This is a genomic window from Porphyromonas uenonis DSM 23387 = JCM 13868, assembly GCF_000482365.1.
GTDB lineage: Bacteria > Bacteroidota > Bacteroidia > Bacteroidales > Porphyromonadaceae > Porphyromonas > Porphyromonas uenonis.
This window is the reverse complement of record NZ_AXVC01000024.1, coordinates 31,051-53,058: the sequence shown is the minus strand read 5'-3', so window position 1 is coordinate 53,058 and position 22,008 is coordinate 31,051. Positions and strand designations below refer to the sequence as shown.

Sequence of the window (22,008 nt, the reverse complement as noted above, 5' to 3'; positions counted from 1 at the left end):
ACAGCTCTCGGCAGGCCATCTATTCCGAAAATCTCACGAGTAGCAGTATGCAACGCCCGTGACGTGTACCCCGAAACTACTGAATTCGACTTTGCTTCTCGCAAATGTAGGTGACGAAGGAGCAACAAGATACGAGCATATAGAAAGCTTCCTCTGACTGTGGAACATAGTTGTCTTCTGGGCTCATTAAAGCATGCCTTATGCCAGTATCTCCTTGGTTAGCATAGGAGTACAGCTTTTTAAAAGCTTCTTCCAGTTGAGGATGGATTATAGCTCCACTCCTCTCTAACTTAGACAGCGCTTTACCAAGGGTATTCTCTTCAGCAATACTGCGACATAAGCACTCCACGGCAGATATGGACTCCTTGATAGAGTTCTGATAGTCAGCTTGAGGTCGTTGTGAATATAGGCGAAGTGCATTGTTGAGATGCCTACGAATGTTTTCATGAACAGTAGGGCTCTCTAGCGGTTTTTGAATCGCAGAGATCTGAACTTCATCTAGAATAGGCGTGACTTGGAGGTTTACAATCCGATAGCCGTAAGCTAGTCGCTCAAACTCAGTGTTGATGTTCTGGACAAAGTTATCTAAAGGCTGAGGATAGCTACAGTTGTCCTTTAAAAATTCAATAGTCTCTTCTATCAAGTCAAGCTTCTTGTACCACTGAATGTTTTTAAGTGAGATGTATTTGGATATAATGAAGGAAGGCGAATTTCGTTCGAATCCCAAGACTTTTAGGTTCAAAAACTTAGTCCATAGATGCATCACTAACTCTTCATATGAGTAATGATACTCCTCCATATCCTCTTCCAGTGCACTATAGCAGTTATAGATACAGTTTTCTATCTCAGTAGTTATGGTCTCTCGTATGAGTACTTTAGAGGGGATTACATAGCCATTTCTTTCTGAAAAGTGTGGCATAGGTTCTTTTGTTTTCATAGGGACTACTGGTTGATTACTTGCTGGGTGGCGGCTAGCTCTCGATCGGCATAGAGGACTACGTCTCGGATCACGAGCTTCTCGATAGCTCGAATGAAAGTCTCCATCTGAGTATAGTCTGGCTTGTCTGAGCTCACGGGGAGCTGGATGTAAGAGTCTAAAAACGTTTTATTGACGTCTCGAACTAATACGGACAGAAGCTTAGGCTTCAATGCGTTCAATACTGTTGTGAAGAAGTGAATGCTCCCGCTCGGGAGTTGTTCTTTGAAGACTACCTTCCGTACAAACTGTCCAGCATACCATTGTCGTTTTCTATAAAAGAAGTCCATTTGAAGCAAACCTAGGCTCCACGTCCCAGCTTCGTTTAGGTTCTCCTTATTCACAAAAGCTGTTGTTTGTAGTATTCCTTGGTTTTGAGATGTGCGTGTGACGTAGTCATACTCAGCTCCAGATACAAGAGCCTCTTTGTTAAAGCTTAAAGTTCCCTTGACTTCAAATAGGTCACCTAGTCGGTAGTCATGCCACTGTAGGTTGTCCTCCTGGAAGTGTTGGATAGCTTGTTGCTCCTCGGGAGTGAGTGTGTAGTCGGATAGACCAGTGACAGTAAGATACGCTTTCAGCTCAGCCACCCGCTGAGCTTTCAGCTCAGCCACAAATCGCTCCATAAACTCAAAGTTTATCTTCCCATCTCGGGTGGGGAGCTGGATATACTTCTTCCTTACAACATTCCATCCTCCTAACTTGTTTTTGTATGAGTATATAGGTAGATCTGTGACCTTATTGATGCAACTCACCAAAAACAAATATAACTCACTAGAAGGGTGTCCCTCCTCATAAATCCACCTTATCGCATAAGCATCGGAAAGGACAGTAAAAGGGGCAGACTGATAATAGGCTCTGTACACATCGCTATTCGATGGTATCGAAATGACGCTTTGCAAAATTGTAGCCCCACTCTTAGGAACATAATAGTTCAACCCCTGGTTCATAAAGCTAGAAGTCAAGCATGGGAGATCAAACTCTCCTTCGGGACTGCTTGGTAGGTCTTTCGCCTTGTAGGGTAACTTTAAAGTACTTACTCTTTCAAACAGGTCTCCGATCCTATATTCGCCCCACTCAACGCCTGAGAGCATCTTGTTGAGTGGGGCGTCTATTTTCCCAGCGTCTCTTCGTCTGTGGGTTGGTTCTTGATGAGATTAGAGACTTCCCAGGCGAGGTAGTCGGAGATAGTCTTCTTGAAGTCTTGGAGTGTGGGGCGGGTATCGATGGGGGCGGACTGATTCCAGTCGGCTCCGCTCTTGGGGTCTATGGTACCCTCGTAGTACTCCTCCTCGGTAAAGATCTTGAGGTATTGCTTGCCATGGAGTGCGAGGTTGACCACCTCCTCGTAGCGTTCCTTGGCTCTATCGGTGTCACGTAGGTTATTGCTCGCTTTCTTGCGATTGGTTCGTGTATAGCCATCGTTGGAAAAGTCTATAAAGCGAACAATGGACTTGGGGTCGTGTCGCTTGGCTACCTGAAAGAGGTAGACATTGGTCTGTACGCTAGACTTGCCTAGGAAGAGGTCTATCGGCATCTTGATACTAGCGAGGAGTGTGTTGTGGCGGAGGATGCGCTCGTTGAACTCTCGCGCCTTGCCACTCCCTGCAGAGCTCTGTATGATGATCGCTGCATAGCCATGCGACATCATCTTGAGGGCACGCTCTACGAAGACCATACCACACCCCTCTGCTGAGTAGGGAGGATTGAGGATGAAGGCGTCAGCGGGAAACGACTCGTCGGTCTTGCCATAGCCATACTTGCCGTTGAAGTCTTTGAGAGAGTCTTTGTTGATGATGTTGGAGCTACCATCGCCCATGAGTATCATATTGAGTACGGCGAGCATGTAGACGTTGGCGAGCTTCTCTAGTCCGAGTAGTTGCTCCGCCTTGATATGTCGCTCCTTACGAGCTAGCTCTTCGGGTGAGGAGATAGTGTTACGAGCGTCTCGGAGCATCTCATTCATAGCGGCTACTAGTAGTCCAGCCGATCCAGTCGCAAAGTCCCAGACGTAGGAATCCTTGTTGACCCCCGTGAGCCGTACGAGGAGCTGAGCAACATAAGAGGGGGTGAGGACGACATCGTTGAGTTTGTCTTGGGAGAATCCTAGCCAAGAGTACATCTCGTTAAAGAGCTTGCCCGTGAAGTCGGTCGTCAACCCTATCTTGTAGTATATGCCGAGGTCGTCTACGATCTTATTAAAGACACGCTTGAGCTGGGTCTCGTCATTGTCTATCTTATTGATCTGCTCTGTGGTGAGCGTGTTCTGCAACTGGCGTACGATGTACTCCTGCTTATCTTGTGGGATACTCTTCTCTCTGAGGAAGGCCTCTATCTTGCGAATCATAATGTCGCCGTCCCGATTGCCCACCTCATTGGAGCACTGGAGCTCGCTAGACTCTAGTGGCTTCACACGGCCTGGCACCCCAAGGGTTGCCATGATCGTTGCTGCGACAAGGTAGATGCGGTCGTTTTCGCCTAGGCCCTTTTCGGTTTGATAGATGTCGTTGTTGAGCTTTGTGAGGCTGACTTCGATCTCTCGCTCTCGTTGCTCCTTGATCTTCTGGAGCTCTTCGGGCGATAAGCTCAGCGTCTTGACACGCTCGATAAAGTCATCGAAGTAGTCTCGGCTCAGGAATGAGAGATCGGTATAGGAGCCTACCTCCTGTCCCGCACCGTAGTTGTCCTTAGAGACTAGGTAGACCCCGATTTGGTCGTGAAGCTCGCCCTGCCCATCTTTGTACCCTGTGGCACCGATGGCTATGACCTTAGTATAATCTGTATAGTGTAGGAGGGCATTGGCATAGTGCACGGCACCATTGACGGCATAGTCGTTGATGTTCTTATAGTTTGGCTCTCCCTTACCTTTCGTGTTGTCCACCTGTCCCGAGGCGTTGAGCTTGACGAGCCTGTCCTTATAGCCTTTGTACTCAATGAGTATTGGATAGGTCGTGCCGTACTTGTCTTGTAGGAGTAGCTTCGCATCAGGGCGATTACCACCTGCGCCACCTTGCTTGGAGGCATACTGCTTGAGGGCATTGTCTATCTGACTATTGAGCGGGTCCTGCTCGGGCTTGTAGTCTAAGCCATACTCCTCGAGTTGACCATTTAGGAGCTTAGCTATATTGGGTTCGACAGATTGTGTTACCAGTGCCATAGGTTGTGTGTTCGGTTGATTGTTGAGTAGCGAGAGGCGTGCCTCACCTCGAGCCCCAAAGGTACTAATAAATAAGGAGCAGACGGTGGGTGACGAGGGCTCTGTGGATGTGTCAAAAGCGAGACGAGTAACCGCTTGTAGAGACTCACGTCTTGCTGTACTACAACGGACGCACAGATCGTGCGTCCCTACAGCCGTTACACGTCCCGTGCGTCCATACATGGGGCTAGTCGTTTCGTCTAATTTTTAGTCTCTAATTTCTAACGTCTACCTAGCTATCGAATTCCTAGGTAGGAATTTGCCAAATAGCTACCTAGGAATTTTTTATTTCCTAGGTAGGAAAGAAAAAATTCTTCGGAGGAATCAAATGAAACTTCGGAGGAATCAAAAAATAAGTCCGAAGAATTTGGCCATTTCCTAGGTAGCTATTTGGTCATTTCCTAGGTAGGAATTGGGCCATTTCCTAGGGGGGGGGAGATTAGAGGTTAGAAATTAGAGATTAGAGGTTAGAGATTAGAGGTTGGGGGTTAGAGATTGGGGGGGGGATTAGAGGTTAGAAATTAGAGATTAGAGGTTAGAGATTGGGGGGGAGATTAGAGATTAGAGGTTGGGGATTAGAGATTAGGAATTAGAGGTTAGATGAGACGAGTAAGCGGTGTACGGAGTTGAGGTGGGGGCAAGGGCTTTGCTTAGTTGGACAAGTTTTGGTACATTTGGCATCACGCAGTGGTACCGTACGTGACGACGCTGTACGTACAGCATCGCTGCATACACACTAGGCAAGTACACAGACTAAACAAATCACTTATATCTTATGAAATCAAAACTACTTCTATTCACCTTGCTGGCTCTGCTCTGCGCCGTCGGTGCACGGGCTGACTATCCAGCCGAATCGTACCAGCTCAAGGGTACCTGCCTCGTCAAGTGGCTAGGCAATGAGCAGGAGATCGACTTCACCTCTGATGCTAAGCTGCGTCAGGTGACCGAGATCGCGCCTAACGCATTCGCTTACAAGGGACAAATACAGCGTATTGTCTTCTCTGCATCACTACGCAAGATCGGCTTCAATGCGATCTATGAGTGTGCAGGGCTGACAGAGATCGTCTTTGCGGAGGGTCTCGAGGAGATTGCTTCGGAGGCTTTCTACCGCTGTCCTCAGCTACAGACTCTGCGCTTGCCAGCCTCTGTAAAGTCTATTGGTGAGGCTTTTGTGGTCAATTGTCAGGGAATCAAGAGCTATCAACTGGCGGGGTCCAATAGCTACTACAAGGTGGTGGACGGTGTCCTCTACAACGCTACTGGCACGACACTGATTGCTTACCCCTCCGCGACAAGTGGCGAGAGCTTTACGATCCCTGAGAGCGTGACCCGCATCGGGGACTACGCGTTTGCCTACTCACAGTATCTAAAGTCTATCAAGTTTAGCAAGAAGCTGACTGAGATGGGTCGCAAGGCTTTCTTTGAGAGCAAGGCTCTAGCGGGTTCCATCACGATACCCGGCACTATCCGCGTGGTGGCTGACTCTGCATTCTACCAGTCTAACTACATCACGGAGGTGACCTTCGAGGAGGGCATTGAGGAGATCGGCCAGGATGCCATCAGCCACTGTGCCAGCATTGCGAAAGTCTCTGTGCCGTCTACCATTACGAAGCTCGGGGATGGTTGCTTTAGCTATATGAACTCGCTCCTAGAGTTTCGCAATCATATGACTACTCCACTAGGGGGACGTATGATCTTCTATCAAACAAAGAAGTACAATGCGACGCTCTATGTCCCTGCTGAGTCGGTCGAGACCTACAAAGCTCAGACTACCACGTGGAATGCCTTCAAGAACTACCTCCCTCTAGAGGATAATAGTCAGATCAACCCTACCTCTTACAAGCTCGAGGATGAGGGTCGCACTCTGGTCTCTTGGAGTGGCCCTGAGACGGATATAGATATGTCTCACGACAAAGTGCTGAACCGCGTACGGACGATCAAGTCGTTTGCTTTCCTCAATAAAGATGTCAAGCGTGTCGTACTCCCGGAAGCTCTAGAGACGATCGAAGAGGGTGCCTTCCAAAACTGTGAGAATCTTGCGGAGGTGGTCACTAACAAGCGCCTCAGATCTATCGGCAGTCGTGCTTTCTGGAACAACTTTGCGCTACAGAGCTTCACCTTCCCGCAGAGCATTGAGTCGGTAGCGAGCGATGCTTTCGGCTACTGCACGGGGCTCTCTAAGTTTGTCATGGCTTCGGCCAATGAGTACTACAAGGTGGTGGACAATGTCCTCCTCTCAGCCGATGGTACGCGTCTCGTCTGCTACGCAGCACTGCGTGGTGAGAGCTACACGCTCCCAACGAGTGTGACGAAGATCGAGAAGGACGCGGCCGCTGGTGCCGTAGGTCTTGTGACGCTGACGCTGCCCGAGGGACTCAAAGAGATCGGTGAGAGTGCTTTCCAGGGGTCGAGCAAGCTAAAGAAGGTCGACCTGCCTGCTTCGCTAGAGACTTTTGGACCAGGTGCCTTCATGCGCTGCAAGTCGCTCGAGGAGTACTCGGTCGCTACAGGCAATACGCACTATGCTGTACAGGGCAAGACGCTCTACTCGGCTGATCTGAAGACGCTCGTGGCATATCCTGAGGCGCTTAGCCCTCTTGCAGCTATCCCAGCGCAGGTGACAGCTATCGCTGCACGTGCCTTCCAGCGCAATGAGTCGCTCACGGAGGTGATCCTGCCCGCCAATCTGAAGGAGCTGGGCGACTACGCTTTCTACCACTGTGCTAACCTACGCAAGGTGGTCGCTCTGATGTCTGAGCCTGTCAGCGCAGACTACACGGGCGAGAGTCCTTTTGGAGAGATCAATCTCAAGCTCGCTACGCTGGTCGTACCTGTTGGCTCAGCTAATAACTACAAGAAGGCAGCTATGTGGAGTGACTTTGGCACCATCATGGAGGGTGATACACCTGTGACTGAGGGTGTCATCACGATGACGACTACGATACCAGCAGGAGAGAAGATCTTCATCGTCGCGCTCAACGTAGACAACAACGCCTCCAAGATCGAGGGTGTACGTATCGAGGGCAAGGATATGATCGTCGAGCAGCCTACGATCACGATACGTGGCGACATTGCTACGCTCATGGCTACTCAGTGTCACCTCACCAAGATCGATGTGACGGGAGCTCCTCACTTGACGACGTTATACCTACCAGAGAACCAACTCACCAAGCTAGACCTCTCCAAGTCGGCGCTCCTCGAGTCGGTCATCTTAGCTCATAATAAGCTTAACACTATTGAGTGGACGAAGATGCCGAACCTGACGGCTCTCTTCCTCTATGACAATGAGCTCACCTCTGTAGATGTGACGGGTATGCCAAAGCTGACCTCACTACATATCTACAACAATCAGATCGGAGCTAACGCTATGGAGCAGATCGTCAACGCACTGCCTCAGCGCAATCCTGAGGACAAGGCAGACTTTATGGCGATCGATACGAAGAACGCCAAGGAGGGCAATCGCTTTGAGGACCGCTTCCTCAGCGTCACCACGTCTAAGAACTGGACCGTCTACGACTACGCAGGGGGTGCCAACGAGGGCAAGGGTGTCGTCTACACCTCTATCGAGCCACAGCCTCTGACGGGTGCTCTACGCCTCATCGTGGAGGGTGCTATGCTACAGATCACGGGTGCTGCCGATGGCCAGATCGTCAGACTATACGATCTAGCTGGAGGACTCCTCTACAGTGGTCTATGCAGTGCCGAGGGTAGCTGTACGCTCTCTCTAAGCGACTACCCCGCAGGTGGCTACATCGTCATCGTGGGCGATCACGCTGAGCGTATCTACATAGCTAGATAAGCGACACTACTAGGCTAGCGCAATACACTATGAGAGGGGGCTCCCACTGCTGGGTGTCCCCTCTCTCTATATATAAGGTGTATCAAAGCGAAACGTGTATCCCTACACTCTTCGAGCGTCCGTATAGAGCGCGGTTGGCAGTTAGCTAGAGGCACTAGTGCCACTAGAAAAACTAGCTAATCTCTAATTTCTAACCTCTAAAGTCTAACATCTCACCTCTCTCCTCACTAATTGCTATCTTTGTATGCATAACGACAGATGACTATGGATACAAGAAGACAACAAAAGATAGCACGACTGATACAGAAGGAGATGGGAGAGATCTTTCGTCCGCTCACGCAGCAGCTACGTGGCGTACTGGTGAGCGTCACCCTCGTACGGGTTACCTCCGACCTGAGCAGAGCTCACATTTACCTGAGCATCTTTCCCTCGGAGCGTGCTGACGAGCTACTTAAGTACATACAGGACAACGCCGGTAGCTACCGTTACGAGCTGGGTCAGCGCACGGGCAAGCAGCTACGTGTCATCCCCGAGATGGAGTACCATATAGATGACTCGCTAGACTATCTGGAGCGCATCGACAAGCTACTAGAGCAATAAATTGATTCGCTAGCTCCACACGATGCGTCTGCCCCTCTTTATCGCCTGGCGGTACCTCTTTGCCCACAAGAAGCTCGGTGCCATCAATATCGTCACCCGCGTGAGCGTGCTGGCGATTGCCGTGGTGTCGATGACGATGATCTGCGTGCTATCCATATACAATGGCTATGAGCAGATGATCCTCGACAAGGTGGTCGGGCTGGATCCTCAGCTACTGATCACGAAGGGGAACGAAGCGCCCTTTGACCAGAGTGTGGTGACCAAAGAGATCTCTTCGATAAAGGGGATAGAGGCCATCGCTCCGCTCGTATGGGGCGAGGGGCTGGTGAGCCGTAGTGAGGGAGAGAGCTTCTCGGCGGCGCATCTCTACGGTGTCGACAGCTCTTATCTGCGCATCTCTCAGATGGACAAATATATTTACAGTGGCGACATAGCGATACATCCTGGGCAATACAATCTGGGTGCCTCGATAGCGATCAACCTAAACGCGATAGCGCACGACACAGATCCGCTCGTCATCACGCTCCCTAAGCGCAAGGGATACATCAACCCGATCATGCCTATGACTTCGCTGAGGCGGTCGCAGGGGGTGCCCGTTTCGGTGCTTTTTACGGACAATGTAGTCTACGATAACTCTATCTTCGTACCGCTCTCTGAGCTACGTTCGCTGCTGATGCTGGACGAAAACCAAGCGCACGGTCTGGCTCTGCAGCTAGCTGAGGGAGCCGACGAAGGAGCCGTACAGAAAGCCATAGCGACGACGCTGGGCGATGAATACATCGTTCGCAACAGACCTGAGCAGCAACCGCACTTGATGCGCCTCGTATCTATCGAGAAGTGGATCACGTCGCTTATCTTTGCCTTTATCCTCCTACTAGCTGCCTACAATGTGATGGCAAGTATCTCGATGCTCCTCATCTCGAAGCAGGAGGATATAGCGATCCTACACGCTCTCGGCGAGACTCCACGGGAGATCAGACGTACCTTCCAGCTGGAGGGGCTGATGGTCACGCTCATTGGTGCCGTCACGGGCATAGCTATCGGCATCACCCTTTGCTTGCTACAGATACGCTATGGGTGGCTTACGATGGATCTAGCTTTGGAGTCGCAGCCTTATCCAGTAGCTGTACGTCTGACGGATCTACTCGTCGTGCTTTTGCTGGTTTTTGCCGTTGGCTACCTAGCCGCTGTCTACCCCGTACGCAAGTTGATCGCTCACCGTAAAGCTTAACTCCGATACTATGACCAACGAAGCCAACACTCCTGGGCTACTACCTGACGTACCTGAGTACACCGCTCAGATCATACATCTATGGATCGCCGAGGAGAGTGTACGTATCCTCACTCGCCAGCAGCAACCGCTCGAACTATTGCAACAGCATCTGATGCAGTCAGACCCTTGGCGACAAAACTTGATGAAAGAGCTACTCAGCGAGGCGTCGGTAGCGCAGATCCTCAGCGGTCAGCACGCTCCTGTCACGAAACAGCTGATGGCTGAGTGCGAAGCGATACACAAGAAGGTGAGCCAGGACGAGCGCAACATCGTCTACCAAGGGTGCTACATACTAGTCCTGCCGACGATCGTCGCCTTTAGAGCGAAGGATCCACACGCCAAGGAGATGGGCGAGGTAGAGATCCTCTGCACCATATTATATAATGCAACGGTACGTGGACTGGCTCAGGGAAGTGGAGAGGGAGCTGAACACTCCCCTACCGATACTCGTATCTATCAGCAGATTAGCGCACTTTTTGCACTACTTGATCAGGAGTATCATCGCAAGCATCACAAGGAGGAGTCACAAGAGAAGCCACGGTCATGAGCAGAGGGCGTATCATCTTACTCGGAGCTTCGGGACAGCTGGGACGAAGTCTGACACGAGAGCTGGCAGAGCGGGGCAATCCTTACGAACTGGTCAGCTATACGCACGAGCAGCTCGACTATACCGACACGGAGTCTGTAGCCCGAGCGATCAAGCTTTGGGAAGAGCAAGCTATAGCTCACGACTGGACCATGATAGTCAACTGCGCTGCTTTCACACAGGTGGATCTTGCCGAAAACAAAGCACAGTACCGTGACCTTCTAGCGCTCAATGCGCTACTGCCTGCACAGCTTGCGGAGAGTCATCTGCCGATCATACAGATCAGCACCGACTATGTCTTCGATGGGTGCCAAGGGACACCCTATCATGAGGAGGACGCTACCAATCCTCGTAGCCTCTACGGTCGCACCAAGCGTCAGGGTGAGCTGGCTCTCCTGATGCACCCGACGCATCCCGCTGAGCAGCATCTAGTCATTCGCACGCAGTGGCTCTGGGCTCCCTGGGGACACAACTTCGTTCGCACCATGCTACGACTCGCTCGCGAGGGGAAGGCGCTACGTGTCGTCAACGATCAGATCGGTTCGCCGACCTCGGCACTTTCGCTGGCACGAGCCATCTGCGAGATCATTGCTTGCTACGATAAGGAGCGAAGCTTTCGCACTTCCCTACTCCACTATGCCGACCGAGGTATCTGCTCGTGGTACGACTTGGCCCATGAGGCGATCGCTACGCACGTTCCTACGTACGACTTGTCGCAACTGACTCCGATCCCAACGGCTGAATACCCCACCGCAGCCGAGCGCCCCGCCTACAGCGTGCTAGCGACCGACAGGATTACCGCTTGTTACGGCATCACGCCTCCTCGGTGGCAAGACGAACTACAGATAGCTATAGACTGAGATGCACGCTAAGGTAGAGGATCAAAGTCTAAATCGCCAGATCCTGTGGCTCACGATCCCAAACATCATCTCCAATATCACCGTCCCGCTGCACTCGCTCATCGATGTAGGACTGGCGGGACACATGGCTCACCCCGAAGCTATCGGCTCAGTCACCGTAGCCGCCACGATTACCAACACGATCTACTGGCTCTTTGGCTTCATACGCTTAGGCACGACGGGACTCGTGGCTCAGGCTTATGGTCGACAAGACAGCTCTGACATCAATCGTCAGCTGGCTCGTGGCATCACGATGGCTCTCCTCTGCACCATCGTCGTACTGATCATCTCCCCCTTTGCCACGCTCCTGAGCGGTCTCGTCACAGGCGGTGCTGCCGAGCGACTAGGCGTAGAGGCAGAGCAATATATCCAAATCATCTTCGACGCAGCCCCTGCGGTAATGCTCATCTACGCCCTCAACGGCTGGTTCATCGGAATGCAAAACAGTCGTGTCCCGATGATTGCCTCCATGAGCGCACTGGTGGTCAACTTCCTCGTCTCCTATACCCTCGTCGTCCATTACCAGATGGGTGTCGAGGGACTTGCTATCGGTACCTGCGTGGCGCAGTATAGTCAGGCTCTGATACTCCTCACTACCCTACTCATTAAGTATCGCTATCTCGTGCGACATCTGCGGTTCAGTCACTTCACCGATACGAAAGGTTACGGACGCTACCTCATCCTCGGCCGGGATCTGATGCTTCGCTCCTTGCTGATCAGCAGTATCACGCTCTTCTTCACCTATGCAGGTGTCCGTGAAGGTGCCATAGCCGTAGGAGCGAATGCTTTGCTCATGCAGTTCTTCAGCATCTTCAGCTACTTTATGGATGGCTTCGCCTATGCAGGTGAATCGCTCTCGGGACGCTTCTACGGCGCCGGTCGTATGGACCTACTCAGGGCGGTTATCCTTCGTCTCTTTGCCATCGGCATCGTCTTATCACTCCTCGCCACCATCCTCTTCGCGCTCTATCCCGATGGCTTGCTCCGCTTCTTGAGCAGTCATGACGAGATCGTCGCTTACGCTAGGCAGTATCATATCTGGGCAGCGCTAATCCCGCTGGTAGGCTTCGGCGCCTTCCTCTGGGATGGTATCTACACCGGCACGACCCGCTCAGCAGGTCTCAAGTGGTCCATGATCGGCTCGAGTATTGTCTTCTTCGCCCTCTACTATCTGCTCTATAATTCACTCGGTATGACCGCCTTGTGGATCGCTTTCGACAGCTATCTACTCGTACGTACGGGGATCCTCACAGGGATCTGGTACGGGCGTCCGATGAGGGTGTCAACAAGCTGTTCATAACCCCCCTTTTCCTGTTGAAAAAGTTGTTCATAACTCGTCAATAACTCACTGCTAACTTATTTGCTTATCTCGGAAAGTTGTATAGCTACGAAAAGATTTCAATTATCCAAATAAGTTACCGCTGAGTTATCAACCAGTTTTGATCAAGTTATGAACAGGTACAGATAGAGAGCGAGACGACCGTAACTTCTCACGATCGTCTCGCTCTTTTATATCCTCTAAGTAGCCAGCAGAGCCAGCTAGAGAGGATCAGATGTTAGCGTCATTAACTCCTGCACAGTGGGAGTTATGAACAGATTTGACGCACCATCATCATCATCATGAGTAGATATAGATAATAAGCTATACAGATATCATATATAGATGATGATATATGGGCTGTCGAGAGCGTCGCTAGAATTTGTACTGCGCCCCTACGGTCACCATGTGTAGTGGCTTGGCAGCGACGAGTGCCTGCTGCTCGATCTGCTGACGTAGGAAGCAGTCGTACTGAAGCGACAGACGCAGGTGATCCTGCTGGAGGAAATAGTTGACCCCAGTCGAAAGCTGATGTGAGCGTCCCTCGGTCAGTGCGGTCAGATTGCTCAACTTGAGATCTTGCTCAGCCTTTGGGTCAAAGTGTCTATTGCGGTCATAGTAAGCGTACCGACCGAAGAGCTCTAGGTCCACAGGTTTGATACGCTCCACGAGCTGTGCCATGCCAGCGATGAAGGGGCGCTGTACGAAGATATTGTTTTCAAAAGTAGCAGGAGCCTTGGGACCCACCGCTAGGTTAGCGTTTTGCCATCCAGGCTGTAGACCCATGATCCCCTCAGTCGTGATCATCAGTTGCCCGCCTCGATGCTTGATCGTGCTCGTGAGGAAGGCACCGCCGTAAGCACGTAGCATGCGATCTTTCTTAAGGGTAGCCGTCTTCTTGTCAAAGGCATAGTATCCATCCGTCGCTGGTAGATATCCACCATATCCTGATAGTCCGAAGCTGATGTTGTGGTTACTACCTTGCTCGGTCAGAGCTAGGCGTAGAGCTAGGTCTGGGCTGTTTTTCATCATTCCTTTGCCTCCATTGCCGGCTAGGATAGAGAGTGTCGACTCAAGTTGCCACCGCTTGCTCGGGTCTAGAGCTCCTTTGTATCCGACCATCAGTCCCATGTCGGTATCTCCAGGGAAGAGATCGGCCATATAGAGTGATCGCTCGAAGGCTGCTCGCTTGCTAGAACTATAAGGTAGCTCATAGCCGAAATCGATCGTTGCTAGTCCCCCCTTGACGAAAGCTCCCTCAGCCCAGTGGGGCTTGTACTCGGCATAGACGTTGAAGATAGAGATCTTTTGGTCGCTAGCATTGATCTCGATCTTGGCGCCTAGGTCACCATAAGTTGCTTGAGTAGCGAGTCGTCCACGACGTATTCCCATCCTCGTGATGGGCTGGTCGTAAGGAGGTGTGACATTGCCAACCTTGATATAGTCGCCCTCGGAGCCATACTGAGCGATAGCCTGGATGAAGCCTGTGAAGGTAAAGCGTACCTGCTCCTGAGCGTAAGTAGTCGTACTACTGAGGAGTAGAACGAGAGCGAGTAGAGAGAAAAGTCTTTGCTGCTTTTTCGAAGTCATAAGTCTATGAGATTAGAAGTTTGTGCAAAGGTAGGGATATTCGCATTGACTGACTGCTACTAAATGGAAGCTTAATCGATAGTTGGCGTTTGGTCTAAAGCGACCATTTCGCTAGAAAGCTATATATTTGTAGCATCGGAACTATAGATTGACATGATAGATGACGAGACTAAGCGTTAACATCAACAAGATAGCGACCCTCCGCAACGCTCGTGGCGGTGATACGCCCAATGTAGTACTGGCAGCAAGACGCTGTCAGGAGTATGGTGCTGAGGGGATCACAGTACACCCTAGACCTGACGAGCGACACATCACTTATCAAGATGTGAGAGACCTCAGAGAGGTGGTCACCACAGAGTTCAACATCGAGGGCTACCCCTCCGACTCCTTCCTCGATCTAGTCTGCTCGGTACGTCCTGAGCAGGTGACGCTCGTACCTGACAAGCCTGATGCGCTCACCTCCGATAGTGGCTGGGCTGTGGCTGATTGTCGTGACTTCCTCAAGCCGATCATCGAGCGTCTGAAGCAGGCCGGCATACGTGTCTCGCTCTTCGTCGGGACTGATCCACGACACATCGAGGCTGCCGCAGAGATTGGTGCCGATCGTGTGGAGCTGTATACGGAGCCTTACGCATCGCAGATGGCGCAGAGTGGCGATCCGAAGGTGATTGTCGCTCCCTTTGCAGAGGCTGCCCGGGTGGCTCACCGTGTTGGTTTAGGAGTCAATGCGGGGCATGATCTAAGTCGTGACAACCTCGCCTACTTCGTCCAGCATGTGACACCACTAGATGAAGTTTCCATAGGACATGCGCTAATGAGCGATGCCCTTTACCTAGGCCTCGAGGAGACCATCGCACAGTATCTCAAACAAGCTCACTCTAACTCATAAATATACCTTTGCAAGAATCACTTATGTATCCTATACTTCAGATTGCCAATACAGTAGTTGATCAGACAGCTACCGAACCCGCTACGATGTCTCTATGGGAGCTGGCGTGCGCTGGTGGATGGATTATGATCGTCCTTCTGCTCCTCTCGCTCGTCGCTATCTACGTTTTTGTAGCTAAGTATATTGAGCTGCGCAAGGTCAATCGTCCTGACGACTCTCTTATCGCACGCATCAAAGACTATCTCCATATGGGGCGCAAAGATAGTGCAATAGCTCTTTGCAAAGAGAAGAACACCCCCGAGGCGCACATGATCGAAAAGGGACTCAAGCGTCTCGGTCAACCTGCCTCTGAGGTACTCCCCGCTATCGAAAACGTAGGCTCCTACGAGGTGGGACGTCTCGAGCGTGGACTACCTCTGCTAGCGACGATCGCTGCGGGGGCTCCGATGATCGGTTTCCTCGGTACGGTGACTGGTATGGTGCAGGCTTTCTTTGACCTAGCTAATGCACCTGGCGGTATCGATGTGTCGCTCCTCTCGAGCGGTATCTACCAAGCGCTGGTCACGACGGTGGGCGGTCTGATCGTCGGTATCGTGACGCTCTTCCTCTACAACTATTTGGTCGGACAGATCAACCGCATCGTCAATCGTCTAGAGGCTAACACGCTAGACTTTATGGACGTAATCAACGAACTGTAAGCGATCGTGCTACACCCCTTAATCTAAGCTCATGAGTATCAAGAGACGCAGTAAGCATATATCTGTATTTAGCATGGCATCGATGACCGATGTCATCTTCCTGCTGCTGATCTTCTTTATGGTGGTCAGCACGCTGGTGGTACCCAATGCGATCAAGGTGAACCTACCCTCCTCGCAGTCTACCGCCACAACGCAAGAGCCTGTAGCGCGCGTCACGATCGATGCGGAGGGCTACTACTACATATCCACAGAGAGTGCGCCTGAGGCGACGCTACTACCTGTCGAGGAGCTGGAGGCTAGACTCTACGAGATAGGGGCTGCGCACGACGAGGAGGAAGATCCTTACGTAGTCCTCTATGCCGACAAATCAGTGTCGTATGGTGAGATCGTCAAGGTACTCAACGCCTCGGCTACCGCTGGGCTACGTATGATCTTGGCGACGGAAGCTTTACAAGATAATAGTACGGAGACAGATGTCTAAGGTGCGCTATGATAGATGGATCGCTGGAGGTGTAGCATTGCTGCTACATCTACTCGTCGTGGGCTTGCTCTTTTGGCTCAGTATGGGTGCCTCTAAGCAAGAGCGTACGAGAGACAAGGAGATATGGATCTCCGTCGGCGTAGATCCAGACTTTGGCGACAAGATCGAGCAGCAGGGCGACCTAGTCGCAGCATCGACCTCGGCTCGTCCAGCCTCTGCCGCCTCTGAGAGCGCACAGCCTACGCCTCCGCAGCAACAAGCACCCAAAGCTCCTGAGGCTACGCCTACGCCACGTCCTACGCCTACGCCTGTCCGCTCTATAACGACCAAGAAGACGCCAAAGCCTGTGCAGAAGCCGGCAGCTCCTTCCGAGCGTGAGGTGGATAACAAGGTGGCTGGGCTATTTGACCGCAAGAAGCCGACTGGCTCTGAGTCTGGTACGGGCAAGAGTGACGCGGGTAGTGGTGTCGCTGACAAGGGAAATGCGGGCTCCTCGGCTGGATGGTCGCTGGAAGGGCGCTCGATCGTAGGCAATGGCGGACGACCTGTCATGCCGACACGCGTACCCGACATACGTGGTACGGTCGTCGTCGAGATTACGGTGAACGCCGCTGGGAAGGTGACCAACGCTGAGGTGCGCTTGCGTGGTACCAACGTGGTGGATAGCAAGCTTCGCTCGGCAGCTCTTCAGGCGGCTCGTAAGACTCGCTTTAACGCTGTGGGAGGAGTCCCTGACCAAAAGGGGACGATCACCTATCACTTTGATGTCAAGGGCTAGCTTCCTGAGCAACCTGGACAAGAAACTCTTAATTACCTAGGAACTTTAGAACAAACAGTATGAGTAACATGAACAATATACTAGTCTTCCTCGCAGAAGGCTTCGAAGAGGTTGAGGCACTCGCCATAATTGACGTACTAAGACGTGGCAATCAACCCGTTACCACGGTATCTATCACAGGCTCTCTCGCTGTAAGAGGCTCACATGACGTAACTATCCAAGCGGATATGCTACTCGAGGAGCTACAGAGCGGAGCGCTCCCCAAGGCTATCGCACTACCTGGCGGAATGACCAAGCTCAATGAGTGTGAACCTCTGCTCGAGTTGATACGTCATCAGCACAAGGCTGGCGGTACGATCGCTGCTATCTGCGCCTCCCCACGCGTACTAGGCGCTGCTGGCATAGGCGATGGCAAGATGCGTGCGACCTGCTATCCAGGCATTGAGGAGCAGGTGACTGGCTTCGTCTTGACTGGTGCCGACGTAGAGGTGTGCGGCCACATTGTCACGGGACGTGGTCCAGCGCTGGCGCTACCTTTTGCCTTCAGACTACTCGAGGAGGTAGCGGGTCGTAAGGCCGCTGAGCAAGTCGCCGCCGGCTTTCTGTACAAACTCTAGTCATCTAGTCTCCTAGTGGCTCTAGTGTCACTAGGAGCACTAGTGCCACTAGCTAACAGCCAACAGCTAACGGCCAACAGCCAATCATGCGCGTCTTCTTCAAGTTCGTCCGTAAGGAGTTCATCCACATCTTCAGGGATCCGCTCACGCTGATGCTCTTGATAGGCATGCCCATCGTCTTGGTGCTAGCCTTCGGCTTTGCGCTCACCTCCGAGGTGAAGCAGATCGATGTGGTCGTGGCGACCCCGACGCGCACCCCTTTCGTTGAGAGTCTCTTCACGCACCTTGACGAGAGCGACGCGGTAGGCTCCGTCAGCTTGATCACTCCGCACAAAGATATGGACGAAGCGCTACGCACAGGCGCAGCGCACGTCATCGTCGTCCTTCCGAACGACATAGACAAAGAGCTGCTCGCAGGCACCGAGCCTACGGTTCAGCTCCGCCTAGATGCGAGCGATCCCAATACCTCGGCGCTTATCAGTGCGCAGATACAGGGGATCATCTACACGACCGTGCAGCAGTACCTCGAGCAGTTTGGTGCGCTCATAGCTATGCGCATGGCAGAGCGAAGACCTTACCAGATAGAGACCTTTACGACCTTACTCTACAACCCCGAGATGCGGGCGCCCTACTACTTCGTGCCAGGCGTCATGAGCTTGGTCCTGATGATTATCTGCGCCTTGATGACCTCCGTATCGATCGTTCGTGAGAAAGAGTTTGGCTCTATGGAGGTCCTACTCACTTCGCCCGTCAATCCGATCACCATCCTGCTCTCCAAGACCGTTCCCTACTTCACGCTGAGCATTTTCAACGTGGTCACCATCTTACTCTTGTCACGCTTCGTGCTGGGAGTACCACTGCTAGGGTCAGTGAGTGCCATCTTCTTCGTGTCGCTCCTCTTCATCCTCGTGTCGCTCCTCCTCGGTATGCTCATCAGCACCATCACGGACAATCAAACCGCCGCCATGCTCATCAGCGGCGCTGGACTCTTACTCCCCGTGGCGATGCTCTCGGGCATGTTCTTCCCGATTGAGAGCATGCCGATACTGCTACAATACTTCGCACGAGCCATCCCCGCCACCTGGTACTCCATAGCGGTCAAGAAACTGATGATACAAGGGCTCGGCTGGTCCTCGATCCTTTGGGAAGCTCTCATCATGATCGGCATGAGCGTCGTGCTAGTCATCCTAGCTCTGCTCAACTTTAAGAAGAAACTAGAGTAAACCCTCCCTGATATCCTATGCTACTAGCTCTCATACGCAAAGAGATATACAACCTCCTCCGCAATAGGTTGCTACTCGGGATGGTCGTCATGTACCCTATCGTCGTCTTGATGCTCCTCCCCTTTGCCACGACTACGGATATCAAGAACCTCCAGACCGTCGTCATCGACCACGACCACACGTCGCTGTCGCAGAGGTTGCAAGAGCAGTTCTTCAGCTCGGGTTACTTTGTCAATGCTTGGCAGGGAAAGCTTCCCCCCACCCTTCAGGAAGGTATGAAACTCATAGAGGACGGTCAGGCGGATCTCATCATCACCATCCCGCCACGCTTTGAGGAGCAGCTCATGCGCTATCAAAAGTCTCAGATCGAGGCAAGGATCAACGCCTTTAACGCTACAAAAGGTGCCGTCGCAGGAGGCTACACGCAGCAGATCGTACAGCAGTTCGTCACCCAGCTCAACGAGTCAACGGGAATAGAGGAGCTAGCCACCATACCGATCCGCATCGTCGAGGTCAATCGCTACAATCCTCAGATAAACTACAAGAACTACATCATCCCAGGCCTCGTCGCCATGCTCATTACGATGACCGCATTCATCCTCCCAGCGCTTAATATGGTGCAGGAGAAGGAGGTCGGCACCATCGAGCAGATGAACGTCACGCCGATCCACCCGCTCATCTTCATGCTCTCCAAGGCGCTCCCCTATATCGTCATATCGATATTCATGGTCTTCCTAGCGCACCCTATCGTCGGACTGCTGTACGGCTTGTGGCCTCAAGGCAATGTCGGGATGATGATCGTCGGCACCATGCTTTACGTCCTCGCTATGAGTGGGCTCGGACTCTTTATCACCAACTTTGCGCATACACAGCAGCAGGCGATGTTTTCCTTCTTCTTCGTCTTGATGTTCTTCATCCTGCTCGGCGGGCTCTTCACACCGATTGAGGGAATGCCGTCGTGGGCACGCGCCCTGGCCGTGTCGCACCCCTTCACGCACTACAGTATCCTGATGCGCACCTACTACCTCAAGCCAGTCGGCTTCACCGAGCTGTGGCGCGAGCTGACGGCGCTCTCCGTCTTTGCCGTGGTCAACGCCACCGCCGCCATCCTCACCTACCGCAAGCGCGCCTAGCCGCCGAGGCTTAAGAGTTTCTATCCCACTTTCTTTTTGTATCTTTGGAAGGCTAACTCTGATACAGACTAATTACTACAGACACTATAATCATATGAAGAAAAACTACACTTTGCTCCTACTCCTCGCTATGGCACTGCTAGGAGTAGCCACACAGACGAAAGCTCAGGCACCTCTGACTGCGCCAAGCATTGATCTAACCTTCACCACCGAAGACGAAAACGCCGCTCTGCTTATGCGCGTCACAGCTCCCGAAGACGGCTGCTGGATAGACCTCAATGGTGACGGTCAGTGCCAAGACAACGAGAAGATTCCGAAGGGAGTTGAGAAGAGCATTATCAACTTTCCCAAGAGTCTAACCAAGACAACGATCTACGGTCCTATCACCTATCTCAATCTCAGTAAGACCGCTCTCACATCCATCGATCTCTCCAAGATCAATACGCTCAAGGAGCTATGGTGCTACCAGACGGTCATTAAGAAGCTCGACGTAACTGGTCAGCCTAACCTCGAGATGCTATTCTGCTACTCAACCCTGATCTCAAGACTAGACCTCTCTAAGAATCCTAAGCTCAAACAGCTTGGCGTACAGCTTTGTCAACTCACATCCATCGATCTCTCTCAGCTACCAGAGCTTGAGGTGGCAGTGCTTTCAGGCAATAAGCTTGGTACACTCGATCTAACACACAATCCCAAGCTAAAGGAGCTTCTCTGTGAGAAGACAGACATCCAGGCACTAGACCTCTCTAAGTGTCCCGAGCTTACCTTCATACAGTGCAGTCAGAATTATGATCTCAAGACCGTAGATCTCTCTATGCTACCTAATCTAGAGGTCTTCAAGGCTGACCTAATAGGACTGGAGTCACTAGACGTCACTAAAAACCCTAAGCTCAAGAAGCTACACCTCGGGGGGAATAAGCTGACCACGCTAGATCTGTCTAAGAATCCGCTACTAGAGGAGCTGAACCTCAATAACAACAAGAAGATCTCTTCAATTGACTTCCTCTCGGGTCTTCCCGAGCTAAAGATGTTTACCATCAAGGGCATCAGCGGGCTAAAGGATCCAGACTTCTCGAAGAACACCAAGCTGGAGTATATCAATCTAGCGCGCTGTGGATTTAAGAAGGTAGATCTCTCTCATAATCCGATGATACGTCGCTTCTACTGCGAGAGGAATGAGCTCACCGAGCTAGATCTGACGAAGACACCCAAGCTACGAGACTTCATCGCCTTTGAGAACAAACTTACCAAGCTAGACTTCTCAGCTTGTAAGGAGCTTCAGTACGCTGACATCTCTGTCAACGAAATCGCTGAGCCAGCTATGCAGGTGATTGTGGAGTCTATCCCTAAGTTCGAGCTACTGGATGCAAGCTTCCTCGCAGCTGGTCGATTCATCGCCATTGACACTATGGAGGTCGATGAGAAGAACATCATCACAGACGATCAAGTAAATATAGCAACCGGCAAGGGATGGGTGCTTATGACTGGTAATGCAGGTGACCCACAGCCATACCCCGTAGCGCAACCAGTCAAGGCTAAGACAGCAGTCTACTACAGCGTCCTGGATCAGTGCCTCCATATTCGTCTCGCTGAGGAGCTTCCCGCTACTATGCTCAAAGTTTATAATCTGCTAGGCGAGGAGGTTATGAGCGAAGTGTACGACCATGAGGACAGCTCAATCTACGTAGGCTATCTGCCTCAAGGCGCTTACATCGTACAGCTAGGAGACGCCACCTACAAGTTTGTCAAGAGGTAACATCCCGCACCGCCTATCGTGCCAGTCGCACCATAGGCACTAGCTCTCTAGAGGGCACCATCGAGGAAATCGAACAATTCCTCGGTGGTGCCTTTTCGTTTTCCACCGAGAAAATGGCCATTACCTCGTGAGACTGTTGCAAAAGTCAACAGTCTCCTCGTGAGATTTCGCGGGCGATTGGTAACGGCTCATTTGT

General features: G+C 51.8%; 18 protein-coding genes. 14 read left to right on the top strand and 4 right to left on the bottom strand.

Annotated elements, in window-relative coordinates; translation table 11 throughout:
- Positions 1-76: 76 nt before the first annotated feature.
- From L215_RS0102030 to L215_RS0102020, 3 genes are read right to left on the bottom strand one after another with little or no spacing between them, the layout of a single operon-like run.
- Positions 77-937: an AbiJ-NTD4 domain-containing protein gene (locus L215_RS0102030; protein WP_052343466.1), complete on the bottom strand. Its 861-nt coding sequence runs from the start codon at positions 935-937 to the stop codon at positions 77-79.
- A gap of 5 nt (positions 938-942) precedes the next feature.
- Positions 943-2,070 carry a restriction endonuclease subunit S gene (locus tag L215_RS10385; RefSeq protein ID WP_036871901.1) on the bottom strand — a complete coding sequence of 376 codons (1,128 nt, stop codon included), beginning with the start codon at positions 2,068-2,070 and terminating at the stop codon, positions 943-945.
- Between the two features lie 17 nt (positions 2,071-2,087).
- A complete protein-coding gene (locus L215_RS0102020; protein ID WP_027451262.1) occupies positions 2,088-4,133 on the bottom strand; it encodes an HsdM family class I SAM-dependent methyltransferase in 2,046 nt (681 codons plus the stop codon).
- A gap of 814 nt (positions 4,134-4,947) precedes the next feature.
- Here L215_RS0102020 and L215_RS0102015 point away from each other — a divergent pair.
- From L215_RS0102015 to L215_RS0101990, 6 genes are all read left to right on the top strand, one after another.
- Positions 4,948-7,971, top strand: a complete 3,024-nt coding sequence (locus L215_RS0102015) for a leucine-rich repeat protein (RefSeq protein ID WP_027451261.1) — start codon at positions 4,948-4,950, stop codon at positions 7,969-7,971.
- Positions 7,972-8,235: 264 nt separating this feature from the next.
- Entirely contained in the window at positions 8,236-8,571 is a 336-nt protein-coding gene (rbfA, locus tag L215_RS0102010; protein ID WP_025883509.1) for a 30S ribosome-binding factor RbfA, read from the top strand.
- A gap of 22 nt (positions 8,572-8,593) precedes the next feature.
- A complete protein-coding gene (locus tag L215_RS0102005) occupies positions 8,594-9,802 on the top strand; it encodes an FtsX-like permease family protein (protein ID WP_025883508.1) in 1,209 nt (402 codons plus the stop codon).
- A 10-nt stretch (positions 9,803-9,812) separates the two neighbouring features.
- A complete protein-coding gene (locus L215_RS0102000; protein ID WP_025883507.1) occupies positions 9,813-10,391 on the top strand; it encodes a DUF4924 family protein in 579 nt (192 codons plus the stop codon).
- On the top strand, positions 10,388-11,290 hold the full coding sequence (gene rfbD, locus L215_RS0101995; protein WP_025883506.1) for a dTDP-4-dehydrorhamnose reductase: 903 nt from the start codon (positions 10,388-10,390) through the stop codon (positions 11,288-11,290). Before L215_RS0102000 ends, rfbD begins: the two co-directional genes overlap by 4 nt.
- Position 11,291: 1 nt before the next feature.
- Entirely contained in the window at positions 11,292-12,629 is a 1,338-nt protein-coding gene (locus tag L215_RS0101990; protein ID WP_027451260.1) for an MATE family efflux transporter, read from the top strand.
- A 393-nt stretch (positions 12,630-13,022) separates the two neighbouring features.
- Here the strand turns inward: L215_RS0101990 and L215_RS0101985 are convergent, their stop codons facing one another.
- Positions 13,023-14,237 carry a porin gene (locus L215_RS0101985; protein WP_025883696.1) on the bottom strand — a complete coding sequence of 405 codons (1,215 nt, stop codon included), beginning with the start codon at positions 14,235-14,237 and terminating at the stop codon, positions 13,023-13,025.
- Positions 14,238-14,397: 160 nt separating this feature from the next.
- On the opposite strand from L215_RS0101985, the gene L215_RS0101980 reads away from it, so the two are divergent.
- The 8 genes from L215_RS0101980 to L215_RS0101945 all read left to right on the top strand — a co-directional run bounded on the left by L215_RS0101980 (position 14,398) and on the right by L215_RS0101945 (position 21,812).
- Positions 14,398-15,126, top strand: coding sequence for a pyridoxine 5'-phosphate synthase (locus L215_RS0101980; protein WP_025883694.1), 729 nt, complete (start codon positions 14,398-14,400; stop codon positions 15,124-15,126).
- Positions 15,127-15,149: 23 nt separating this feature from the next.
- The gene (locus tag L215_RS0101975) at positions 15,150-15,824 is read left to right on the top strand and encodes a MotA/TolQ/ExbB proton channel family protein (protein ID WP_025883693.1); all 675 of its coding nucleotides are present in this window, start codon (positions 15,150-15,152) and stop codon (positions 15,822-15,824) included.
- 31 nt (positions 15,825-15,855) lie between these two features.
- Positions 15,856-16,305: an ExbD/TolR family protein gene (locus L215_RS0101970; protein WP_025883692.1), complete on the top strand. Its 450-nt coding sequence runs from the start codon at positions 15,856-15,858 to the stop codon at positions 16,303-16,305.
- Entirely contained in the window at positions 16,298-17,083 is a 786-nt protein-coding gene (locus L215_RS0101965; protein ID WP_027451259.1) for an energy transducer TonB family protein, read from the top strand. The genes L215_RS0101970 and L215_RS0101965 overlap by 8 nt, the downstream gene beginning before the upstream one ends.
- 59 nt (positions 17,084-17,142) lie before the next feature.
- A complete protein-coding gene (locus L215_RS0101960; RefSeq protein ID WP_238296499.1) occupies positions 17,143-17,700 on the top strand; it encodes a DJ-1 family glyoxalase III in 558 nt (185 codons plus the stop codon).
- A gap of 86 nt (positions 17,701-17,786) precedes the next feature.
- A complete protein-coding gene (locus L215_RS0101955; RefSeq protein ID WP_025883689.1) occupies positions 17,787-18,923 on the top strand; it encodes an ABC transporter permease in 1,137 nt (378 codons plus the stop codon).
- Positions 18,924-18,940: 17 nt separating this feature from the next.
- A complete protein-coding gene (locus L215_RS0101950) occupies positions 18,941-20,056 on the top strand; it encodes an ABC transporter permease (protein WP_027451258.1) in 1,116 nt (371 codons plus the stop codon).
- A gap of 94 nt (positions 20,057-20,150) precedes the next feature.
- A complete protein-coding gene (locus L215_RS0101945; protein WP_025883688.1) occupies positions 20,151-21,812 on the top strand; it encodes a leucine-rich repeat domain-containing protein in 1,662 nt (553 codons plus the stop codon).
- Positions 21,813-22,008: the final 196 nt, after the last annotated feature.

Excerpts from the sequence above, each read along its gene's own strand:
- L215_RS0102030 (WP_052343466.1), bottom strand. The coding sequence starts at position 937 with ATGAAAACAAAAGAACCTATGCCACACTTTTCAGAAAGAAATGGCTAT.
- L215_RS10385 (WP_036871901.1), bottom strand. The coding sequence starts at position 2,070 with ATGCTCTCAGGCGTTGAGTGGGGCGAATATAGGATCGGAGACCTGTTT.
- L215_RS0102020 (WP_027451262.1), bottom strand. The coding sequence starts at position 4,133 with ATGGCACTGGTAACACAATCTGTCGAACCCAATATAGCTAAGCTCCTA.
- L215_RS0102015 (WP_027451261.1), top strand. The coding sequence starts at position 4,948 with ATGAAATCAAAACTACTTCTATTCACCTTGCTGGCTCTGCTCTGCGCC.
- rbfA (WP_025883509.1), top strand. The coding sequence starts at position 8,236 with ATGGATACAAGAAGACAACAAAAGATAGCACGACTGATACAGAAGGAG.
- L215_RS0102005 (WP_025883508.1), top strand. The coding sequence starts at position 8,594 with ATGCGTCTGCCCCTCTTTATCGCCTGGCGGTACCTCTTTGCCCACAAG.
- L215_RS0102000 (WP_025883507.1), top strand. The coding sequence starts at position 9,813 with ATGACCAACGAAGCCAACACTCCTGGGCTACTACCTGACGTACCTGAG.
- rfbD (WP_025883506.1), top strand. The coding sequence starts at position 10,388 with ATGAGCAGAGGGCGTATCATCTTACTCGGAGCTTCGGGACAGCTGGGA.
- L215_RS0101990 (WP_027451260.1), top strand. The coding sequence starts at position 11,292 with ATGCACGCTAAGGTAGAGGATCAAAGTCTAAATCGCCAGATCCTGTGG.
- L215_RS0101985 (WP_025883696.1), bottom strand. The coding sequence starts at position 14,237 with ATGACTTCGAAAAAGCAGCAAAGACTTTTCTCTCTACTCGCTCTCGTT.
- L215_RS0101980 (WP_025883694.1), top strand. The coding sequence starts at position 14,398 with ATGACGAGACTAAGCGTTAACATCAACAAGATAGCGACCCTCCGCAAC.
- L215_RS0101975 (WP_025883693.1), top strand. The coding sequence starts at position 15,150 with ATGTATCCTATACTTCAGATTGCCAATACAGTAGTTGATCAGACAGCT.
- L215_RS0101970 (WP_025883692.1), top strand. The coding sequence starts at position 15,856 with ATGAGTATCAAGAGACGCAGTAAGCATATATCTGTATTTAGCATGGCA.
- L215_RS0101965 (WP_027451259.1), top strand. The coding sequence starts at position 16,298 with ATGTCTAAGGTGCGCTATGATAGATGGATCGCTGGAGGTGTAGCATTG.
- L215_RS0101960 (WP_238296499.1), top strand. The coding sequence starts at position 17,143 with ATGAGTAACATGAACAATATACTAGTCTTCCTCGCAGAAGGCTTCGAA.
- L215_RS0101955 (WP_025883689.1), top strand. The coding sequence starts at position 17,787 with ATGCGCGTCTTCTTCAAGTTCGTCCGTAAGGAGTTCATCCACATCTTC.
- L215_RS0101950 (WP_027451258.1), top strand. The coding sequence starts at position 18,941 with ATGCTACTAGCTCTCATACGCAAAGAGATATACAACCTCCTCCGCAAT.
- L215_RS0101945 (WP_025883688.1), top strand. The coding sequence starts at position 20,151 with ATGAAGAAAAACTACACTTTGCTCCTACTCCTCGCTATGGCACTGCTA.